The sequence below is a fragment of the uncultured Corynebacterium sp. genome, assembly GCF_947253065.1.
GTDB lineage: Bacteria > Actinomycetota > Actinomycetes > Mycobacteriales > Mycobacteriaceae > Corynebacterium.
The window spans coordinates 1-7,671 of sequence record NZ_CAMXWS010000053.1; the positions used below are offsets into that span (position 1 = coordinate 1).

The following is a 7,671-nucleotide window of genomic DNA, read 5'->3' on the forward strand; positions in this document are numbered from 1 at the left end:
CGGCGAGGGCGGATGCGCGGCCGATGAAGCGGCGGCGGGAGAGGGCAGAGCGATTCATGCTATTCACATTGGTAACACTAGCACCATTTATAACAATTTCACCTGCTTGAATGCGGGCCCCGTTCGGGGCTGTCATATATCCGGTTTTGGCGACCTTGTGCTCCGTGGAGTTACGGTCGCATATATGAATAAGTTTTTTACAGGTGAATCAAATCCCGGTCTGATTGATTGGAGTGGGATGCCCACATACAACACGATCATGGCCGTGGCTGTGGGCGCAGGCTTGATCGCTGTTGCGATGTTCTTCAAGGATTTCCGCACGGGCAAGCTTGAAGGTGTAGAGGGGTATGCGTTGACCTTTGCTGGTCTAGCGATGATCCTCTTCCCGACGGGCCTGCATATGACTCTCACGTGGCCGTTGGCGCCTGATTTTGCGTTCGACAATATTGTCTTCGGTGAAACCTCTCTTGGTTTCAGTGTGCTGCTTGCGGTTTCTGCGTTTTATCTCTGGAATAAACGTGAGTACTACGCAGCAGGTAAGGAAGTCAGTTTCTATGGTGCGATGAAGACTCTGCGGCCTGCCACGATCTTCATCGCTGGTTTGGGTCTTGCTCTCTTCGGTATCGCCCTTGCGGGTGTTGTGTATACCCTTTTCGCTGCTCCGCCGGAGGAGCCGATTTCTGGCGCTTTTGCTGATTGGCCAATGATGGAAGCCAGCTTCCTTGGCGTGCTGTTTTCCATGGTTGGGCTTGGCGCAGTGCTGCTTCCGTTCGCTGTCCGTGGCACTAATGAGAAAACTGTCTCTGGTCTGTTCAAGACCATTGAGTGGTTGTGGCTGATTTCGGGTGCAATCTGGTTCCTGTTCGGCGCGATGAATTTCTACACCCACATCGGTCTGATTGTGAATACGATGTAGCGGATTTCCCGCTCCTTCTCCACGTCCATGAAAGGGGCGTGGAGTTTTTCTTTATCTCTTGCTTGCCATTGCGGAAAATAATAGGGTTTCCGGTATGGAAAACAAGGCGATTCTCGGTCAGGGAACCGGTCACGAGGTTGAGCCTGACGAGGCAAATGAATCACTCGCGGCCGTCCGCGATATCGAAGTGCGTGCCGCGCGGGTGCCAATACCGTGGCCGATGATCGTGGCGGTTAGTGCCGTCTTCGGTCTCGGCATCGGTCTCATGCTTGCCGGAATGGTGTGGGGGCTGCTCGTGCTGGTCGTATCGCTGGTTCTGATAATAGTGCTGGAGTTCAGCAGTCAAAAGACCGTTCGCACTGCGATGAAGCAGGATGTGCAGGCTGATGAGGGCACGTGGAGCTGGAAACGGTTCCTCACTTTCATGGTGCTCTACACCATCGCATACATCGGCATGCAGGTCTTCGCGGACCGCTACCCGGATGGACATGCTGTCGTTGGCATCGTTGTTGGAATTATTGCCACAGCCGTGATGATCGCGGGTTACGGCCTGACGTGGAGGAAGTACCATTGATCGACCCGGTTATTCATCCGCTGAATCGACTGAAGATCTGTGCGGCCCTGCGCGCTGGTGGCGCTACGGAGGGCAAGACGCGACGCGAGATGAAATTTTCGCGGCTGCGCGAGATCACGGACTTGTCGGACGCGACACTGTCAAAGCAGCTCACAGTCCTTGAGGAGCATGGGTATGTCACCCGTTTCCGCGAATACGGATCTTCACGTGCAAAGGACACCGTGTGGGTGACGCTGACCAAGGCGGGGGAGAAGGCACTCGAAGGTCACCTCGAAGCACTCAACCGATACGCTGAGCCGCATGACCAAACTGACCAGGACTCCTCAGGAGCTTAAGGAAGCGCTCATCGACGCACGCGGGATCTCCCTCGTCCCCACCATGGGCGCGCTGCACAGCGGGCACATCTCACTCGTGCGTGAGGCTCAAAAATTAGGCAACCCCGTCGTGGTGAGCATCTTTGTCAACCCGCTCCAGTTCGCGCCGGGTGAGGACCTGGATGCCTACCCGCGCACGCTCGAGGCGGACGTGGCCAAGCTCGAGGCAGAAGGCGTCGACGCGGTCTTCGCACCAAGCGTATCGACGATGTACCCCCACGGCCCCCGCACCACCATCCACCCTGGCCCCTTGGGCTCTGTCCTGGAAGGCAAGACCCGCCCGACTCATTTCGCCGGCGTGCTCACCGTGGTGGCCAAATTGTTCTGCCTCACCGGCGCCACGGACGCTTTCTTTGGGGAGAAGGACTACCAACAGTTGGCACTCATCCGGCAGATGGTGGAAGACCTGCATCTGCCCGTGCGCATTCACGGTTGCCCGATCATCCGCGAAGACAGTGGCCTGGCGCTTTCATCACGCAACCGCTACCTAAGCGACGAAGAGCACGGAGCAGCGCTAGTTTTATCCAGCGCGCTGGCTACAGGTTCGTACGAGGAAGCTCGTTCGCTTCTCGACGCCGCCCCCGAGATTGAACTCGACTACCTCGAAGTAACTACACCGGAGCTCGGTGAACTCCCAGCCGATTACAGTGGCCCCGCCCGCCTGCTCGTCGCTGCGAAGGTGGGGGAGACCCGACTTATCGACAACACAGAGATTGAGGTCTAACTGGGACCTATCTAGAAAGAGTGCTCTTCCGCGGGGAATTCACCCTCGTGGACAGCACGCTTGTAGTCGCTGGCTGCCTTTCCCAGGGCCTCGCCGACTGCGCCGAACTGACGCACGAAACGTGCGCGGTGGCCACCGGCGGGGAAGTCTGCAAGGTCGTGCCAGACCAGCACCTGCGCGTCGGTATCCGGGCCCGCGCCAATCCCTACAGTAGGGACGGAGAAATTCGCGGTGATCTCCTTTGCCAGGTCTGCTGGCACCATCTCAAAGACAACCATGTCTGCACCTGCCTCCACCACGGCAGTGGTATCAGCCCAGAGCTGGTCAGCACTGTCGTCACGGCCTTGGACCTTGAAGCCACTCAGGTTATCCACGGACTGCGGAGTGAATCCCACGTGGGCGCACACAGCAAGGCCAGCATCTTTCAGCGCTTGAATACGTGGTGCGATGCGCACGCCACCTTCAAGCTTGACCATGTGCGCGCCACTGCGATGGATCATCTCGGTAGCGGTGCGTACGCACTGCTCATCCGATGCTTCATAGCTGCCGAAAGGAAGATCAACAATCACGAGCGCATTGCCCGCGCCGCGGACAACAGCAGCGGCAAGGTAGCTCATCTCATCGACAGAAACCTGATTCGTGGTTTCATAGCCATAAACCACATTCGCGGCGGAGTCACCGACGAGCATGCACTCAATGCCGGCCTCGGCGAAGACGCGGGCGGCGGAATAGTCGTAAGCGGTGAGCATCGCCCACTTCTCACCGTCGCGTTTTTTCTGCTTCAGGTCCGCGACCCGAACTTTCTTGGTGGGGGCCAGGTATCCAATCATGCAGACAGTCTAGACACGTGCCGAGTTGACGGCGTTGATGACGTCGGGATCTGCATTCTCGACATCGACCGCGATCGGGTCCATCGGACCCGCGTCTGTCGGAGCCTCGTGGCGGGGGAGACGCAGCACCGGGCACACGATCGGCACGCCGGCGTCGTTGATGATGCGCGCGGAAATGCCGTAGACGCGCTCGAGCAAATCCGGGGTCAATACTTCAGCCGGAGTGCCCTTGGCAATCGCCTGGCCATCCTTGATAACCAGTAGCTCGTCGCAGAAACGGGCAGCCAAGTTCAGATCGTGCAGGGCGACGAGAGCCTGACGGTCGTCGCCGCGGACCTCGTCCTGGATGATCTGCAGCAGTTCCACCTGGTGGCGGAGGTCGAGGGCGGAGGTCGGTTCGTCGAGAAGCATGATGCGCGGGGAGCGCACGAGCATCTGCGCGACGGCCACGAGCTGACGTTGGCCGCCGGACATATCCGAAATCATGCGGTCCGACAGCTTCGTGATGCCCAGACGGTGCATGACCTCGGCGGTCGTCTGCAGTGCGTTGCCGTTGCCCTCGCCGCGGCGACGCGCGGAGACCATGACGGACTCGAAAGCGGTCAGTGTGGCGCGCGAGAGCATGTCCTGCGGCACGTAGCCGACTGCCTGCACTCGCTCTTTAGCGGAAAGCGCGCGACCGTCAACAACGATGTCGCTGCTGCCTGCGGAGGGCTTATTAATGCCGGCGAGGGTCTTGACCAGCGTCGATTTGCCGGCGCCGTTCGGGCCGATGAGGCCGGTGATCTTGCCGTCCTCGAGCGGGCCGAAGGTCATGTCGTCGATGATGGTCGTCCGGCCGTACCGCACGGTGAGATTCTTTGCGCTGATGGCCATGGGGCTTAAGCACTCCTTCCACGCGAGCGGGTGAAGATGAGGAACACGAAGAACGGTACGCCGACAAGTGCGGTGATGATACCGAGGGGGATAGCCACACCGGGGATGATTGACAAGGACACGGCGTAGGCGAGGCTCATGAGCATTGCGCCGGCGGCAGCTGCGCCCGGAAGGAAGAATTTCTGGTCCTCGCCGACGATCATGCGCGCAATGTGTGGGCCGACCAAGCCGATGAAGCCGATGATGCCTGTGAATGCGACAGACGCGGCCGCTAAAAGCGATGCGACCAACAAGGTGGTCACGCGCAAGCGTTGGACGTTGATGCCCATCGCGGCGGCGCGGTCGTCGCCGAGACACAGAGCGGTAAGGCGCCACGAATTGACGGAGCAGAAGGGGATCGCCAGTGCGAGCACGACGGCGATCACGATATTCGCGGTCCAGGACGCGCGCTGCATGGAGCCCATCGTCCAGAACACGATCTGCTGCAGCGCCTCGTTGGAGGCCACGTACTGCAGCAAGGAGAGCACTGCCTGGAAGAAGAAGGACAGGGCGATGCCGAGCAGGATCATCGATTCCGCGCTCGCACCGCGCCAGATCGCCGCGCCCGCGATGATCAGCACCGCGAACAGGGCAGACAGCGCCGCGGTGAGCGCGAGGTTGAGTTGCGCGTTCAGGATGAGCGTCCAGCCCATCACGATGGACACCGCCGCGCCGAGAGCAGCCGCGGCTGAGATGCCGAGGGTGAACGGTTCAGCCAACGGGTTGTCCAGGATCGTCTGCATTTGCGCGCCGGACAGCCCCAACGACGCGCCTACGAGTACCGCCATCACCGCCGCCGGGAGGCGGAGAGTGCGCACGACGGTCTCAGTCTGCTGATCGACGGAGTCGGGGTCGAAGACGGCGCGGAAGACGTCGCTAAGCGAAAGATCGATGGGCCCAACGACCACCGCAACGAGAAAACTGGCGATCGCGCCGAGGACAAGAAGAGCAATTGCGATTGCTTTACGACGGCCACGGCGACGGTAGTTTTCAATCGCACGGTCCGGCGAATCCTTCTCAAGGTCGGTGTCGGGCGCTACGCGTGTGGTCATTGAGCTCTTTTCTTATCGCTTATTTGGCTTCGTATCCGTCGAGGAAGAAGGTGCCGCTGTAATCGATCGGCATCCACTCGGCGTGGAAATTTTCGAAGTCCTTCGCCGGATCCAGCTCCTCAAATTCTTCGGGGTGGAGCCACTTGGCGAATGTCTCGAGAGCGAACACGTTATACGGGCTGTCGTAGAACTGATGGTAGACGGCGAAGAAATCGCCCTCCTTAGGGGCCGTCAGTTGCTCCACACCCGCGGTCTTGAGCGGACCGCCGAAGGAATCGCGTGCCGCTGCCTCGTCAGCTTTGTACCCCAGCTCGACGTGGCTGAAAGCGTCGGTCTTCTGCGGGTCACGCGCCCACTCACCGCCGGAGACGATGAGCTTGTCAGGATTGACCTCCACGAGCTTCTCGACGGTGATCTCTGTTTCGTCGGTGCCGAGAATCTCCGGTCCGACATTATGGCCGCCTGCCGCGTCGACGAGTTTGCCCAGGTTGGCATCGCCTGCGATGGCGCAGCAGTCCTTGAAACCGGCCGCCATCCACACGACGGTATTGGGCTTCTCCGTCGTCTTTGCCACGCGGTCGGTGATGTCGGCGACCTTGTCGTTGTAGAACTTGATGAAGCTTTCTGCGCGATCGGACTTGCCGAAGAGATCTCCGAAGAGCTTCATGGACACCTCGGTGTTGTTCAGCGGGTCCTGGCGGAAGTCAGTGAACACGTACTTCAGGCCCACAGCGTCCATATCGGCCAAAAAGCCGTTCTGCTCCGCGACCTTCTTCTGGTCCAGCGTCATGACAACCACATCCGGCTTCTGTGCCAAGAGGTTCTCCACGGTTACATCGCCCTTCTGCAGCGAACCGATCTGTGGCAAGTCCTTGGCCTCCGGGAACTTCTCCAAGATCTTTTCGCGCATCGCTGGCGCTGCCTTTTCGAAGTCATCGCCGTACGCGACGACCTTCTCAAACGGATTGTCCTGCAGGATCGAAGTGGCGAAAATGCCTCGACCTTCGCCGAGCAGAATACGCTCCGGCTGCTTGTCGAAGTCGACGGTGCGTCCAGCCGCGTCGGTGACGGTCAGAACTGCCTCGCCATTTTTATTGTCCCCATTAGAACCGGCGGTATCACCGTTGCTGGAATCGGACGAGCAGCCGGCGAGCCCCAGCACTGCGATGAACGAAAACAGCAGTGCTGCGAGTGTGCGTGGAAACTTCACGATCCACCTTTCAATAAGTAAGCCTATGCTTAGTTTCAGGTAACCCTTTGAATGGTAAGGCATGCCTAATTAGAAAACAAGATTGTGTTCTAATTCGGTTTGTGGGGCGATTTCTTCGGCCAATACGGTTCCCGGCACCTACCATTGGGCGCATGATGCCTAGGAGCCTGTCCCCATCCCGCACTCTGAAAGCTCTCGGAGCCGCCGCGCTGCTCATGTCTGTTGCTGGCTGCGGTTCAAACGGCGAGACTGCCCAGCAGCAGGAGCACCAGGCAGAAGGTATTAGCGCCAATAGCGAGCAAGCCGAAGCCTCCGGTAGCTCTGAGTCTTCCGCGCCCCCTAAGGGCATCGACTACCGGACGATCCTCGACGGCATCACGTAAAAGGGTCAGCCCGTCGTCGTGCGCAGCCCGGAGCAGATTGAGGAGTTCATCCAGATGACTCGGGACGCGGAGGAGGAGAACTCCGTGGAAAATATGAAAGTGGATCCTCCCGAATGTGAGGAGTCGATCCGGACGGGGTTCAATTCCTACCATGGTGACAGGATGAGCCCCGATAATTTCTCGATGGCCGACCTGGACACCGACAGTTTGACGATCTTTGCGCAAGCAGCTGAGATCATGGATGCGGGAGGCACTGAGCTGCAGTTGGACTCAGAAACATGCAGTTCCTACAGAGCGGAAATGGCTGGATACGGGCAAGACGTCACAGAGGAGGAGTATCCATTCGAGGGGGACGCGGACAAGGGGAGTGCGATCGTTTCGCACTCTGTGCTCGACGACGGGACCAAAGCCACGATTTACAGCGTGATCGCTGAGAAGGGTGAAGCCTTCGTCAACATCGTCGTCAAAGACGACTCCGAAGAATCCATCCAAGCTGCCAACGAGACACTCGACCAGGTGCTGGCGAGACTATAGATTTTCGCGGCTGGTCAGTATCGGTCCGGGACACGTCTTTCGTGGTGAGAAGTCGGTGCGGTAACGTAGTTTCTCGTTGCCTCAGTAGCTCAGTGGATAGAGCACGGCTCTCCTAAAGCCGGTGTCGGAGGTTCGATTCCTCTCTGGGGCGCCATGTGT

10 protein-coding genes and 1 tRNA gene are annotated in these 7,671 nt (G+C 59.1%); 7 read left to right on the forward strand and 4 right to left on the reverse strand.

Features of this window, described 5'->3' with window-relative positions:
- The first annotated feature begins 184 nt into the window (after positions 1 to 184).
- From Q0X21_RS09465 to panC, 4 genes are all read left to right on the forward strand, one after another.
- Positions 185 to 916 carry a DUF981 family protein gene (locus tag Q0X21_RS09465; RefSeq protein WP_297851637.1) on the forward strand — a complete coding sequence of 244 codons (732 nt, stop codon included), beginning with the start codon at positions 185 to 187 and terminating at the stop codon, positions 914 to 916.
- Between the two features lie 94 nt (positions 917 to 1,010).
- Entirely contained in the window at positions 1,011 to 1,490 is a 480-nt protein-coding gene (locus Q0X21_RS09470) for a hypothetical protein (protein WP_297851638.1), read from the forward strand.
- The gene (locus tag Q0X21_RS09475) at positions 1,487 to 1,825 is read left to right on the forward strand and encodes a transcriptional regulator (RefSeq protein WP_297851639.1); all 339 of its coding nucleotides are present in this window, start codon (positions 1,487 to 1,489) and stop codon (positions 1,823 to 1,825) included. The genes Q0X21_RS09470 and Q0X21_RS09475 overlap by 4 nt, the downstream gene beginning before the upstream one ends.
- Entirely contained in the window at positions 1,791 to 2,588 is a 798-nt protein-coding gene (gene panC / locus Q0X21_RS09480; protein ID WP_297851640.1) for a pantoate--beta-alanine ligase, read from the forward strand. The genes Q0X21_RS09475 and panC overlap by 35 nt, the downstream gene beginning before the upstream one ends.
- An 11-nt stretch (positions 2,589 to 2,599) precedes the next feature.
- Here the strand turns inward: panC and panB are convergent, their stop codons facing one another.
- From panB to Q0X21_RS09500, 4 genes are read right to left on the reverse strand one after another with little or no spacing between them, the layout of a single operon-like run.
- Positions 2,600 to 3,418 carry a 3-methyl-2-oxobutanoate hydroxymethyltransferase gene (gene panB, locus Q0X21_RS09485; RefSeq protein ID WP_297851641.1) on the reverse strand — a complete coding sequence of 273 codons (819 nt, stop codon included), beginning with the start codon at positions 3,416 to 3,418 and terminating at the stop codon, positions 2,600 to 2,602.
- Positions 3,419 to 3,427: 9 nt separating this feature from the next.
- Positions 3,428 to 4,294 carry an ABC transporter ATP-binding protein gene (locus Q0X21_RS09490; protein WP_297851642.1) on the reverse strand — a complete coding sequence of 289 codons (867 nt, stop codon included), beginning with the start codon at positions 4,292 to 4,294 and terminating at the stop codon, positions 3,428 to 3,430.
- A 5-nt stretch (positions 4,295 to 4,299) separates the two neighbouring features.
- Positions 4,300 to 5,385: an iron ABC transporter permease gene (locus tag Q0X21_RS09495; protein WP_297851643.1), complete on the reverse strand. Its 1,086-nt coding sequence runs from the start codon at positions 5,383 to 5,385 to the stop codon at positions 4,300 to 4,302.
- Between the two features lie 19 nt (positions 5,386 to 5,404).
- Positions 5,405 to 6,595 carry an ABC transporter substrate-binding protein gene (locus tag Q0X21_RS09500; RefSeq protein WP_297851644.1) on the reverse strand — a complete coding sequence of 397 codons (1,191 nt, stop codon included), beginning with the start codon at positions 6,593 to 6,595 and terminating at the stop codon, positions 5,405 to 5,407.
- A gap of 152 nt (positions 6,596 to 6,747) precedes the next feature.
- Between Q0X21_RS09500 and Q0X21_RS09505 the strand changes: the two genes are divergently transcribed.
- The 3 genes from Q0X21_RS09505 to Q0X21_RS09515 all read left to right on the forward strand — a co-directional run bounded on the left by Q0X21_RS09505 (position 6,748) and on the right by Q0X21_RS09515 (position 7,666).
- Positions 6,748 to 6,978 carry a hypothetical protein gene (locus Q0X21_RS09505; protein ID WP_297851645.1) on the forward strand — a complete coding sequence of 77 codons (231 nt, stop codon included), beginning with the start codon at positions 6,748 to 6,750 and terminating at the stop codon, positions 6,976 to 6,978.
- Between the two features lie 54 nt (positions 6,979 to 7,032).
- On the forward strand, positions 7,033 to 7,512 hold the full coding sequence (locus tag Q0X21_RS09510; protein ID WP_297851646.1) for a hypothetical protein: 480 nt from the start codon (positions 7,033 to 7,035) through the stop codon (positions 7,510 to 7,512).
- Positions 7,513 to 7,590: 78 nt separating this feature from the next.
- Positions 7,591 to 7,666: transfer RNA gene (locus Q0X21_RS09515), tRNA-Arg, on the forward strand.
- Positions 7,667 to 7,671: the final 5 nt, after the last annotated feature.